The sequence below is a fragment of the Ottowia cancrivicina genome (assembly GCF_029813755.1).
GTDB classification, from domain to species: Bacteria; Pseudomonadota; Gammaproteobacteria; order Burkholderiales; family Burkholderiaceae_C; genus Ottowia; species Ottowia massiliensis.
This window is the reverse complement of record NZ_JARVII010000085.1, coordinates 1-714: the sequence shown is the minus strand read 5'-3', so window position 1 is coordinate 714 and position 714 is coordinate 1. Positions and strand designations below refer to the sequence as shown.

General features: G+C 42.4%; 1 protein-coding gene. It reads left to right on the top strand.

Translation table 11 applies throughout. The annotated features are described in order from the left end of the window. Positions 1–469: hypothetical protein (locus tag QB898_RS13145; protein WP_279525311.1), on the top strand; the 469-nt coding region annotated here is incomplete at its 5' end. Positions 470–714 lie beyond the last annotated feature (245 nt).

The window sequence follows — 714 nt, the reverse complement described above, 5'->3', positions numbered from 1 at the left end:
CGTGATTGCCGCATTCATCAGTAACCGGTTGATCAAGATTTTCGGGTGGTCACTATCTCCTAATAAATTTTTTCTTCTGCATGCAGGGGTTTTTGTTGGCATATTGTGCATATTGTTTTTTGACCATATTATTGGGGCGATTCAGTTTGAATATATATGTCATCGTAAAGTGATGGTAAAGCTTGAGCCTGATTGGATAAATGTTCGGCGTGCAAAATTCGAGATGAAAAGAACCAGACTTAGGGGGTACATAGTTCAAACTTCCTGCTCAGATGGCAAATACCTGGATGCAGATAGTGGAAAAATTATTCTTTCTTATACCCGATGCTCCAGAGCAGGTGGAATTTTGTTAAGGACAATATCTTTTAATGGCGATTCAGGCGGCTCCTACTGCAACCCTAAAGAGTTGCCCAATATTTTGCACGCCACTAATATTGAAGCTCTTTTAGAGAAAGGAGACTCGCAATGAGTTACATTCAATCAGCCTATATTAATGCGTTACTCGCAGATGCTTCCTATATAGATTTGCCAATAGGTGCTATAAGTCGAGATCAATGGGGGAGATGCAAAAGGGGCGCTCCCAACGCGCATGACGCCCCAATTGGCAAGATTCATTCCCGATAATTTTGAGGTAATCGATAATAGGTACGCTTCAGAATATCACGAATCCGGTTTTGACGCCATTGTCTGGAAAGGCCGCCAAGGCACGCCCTA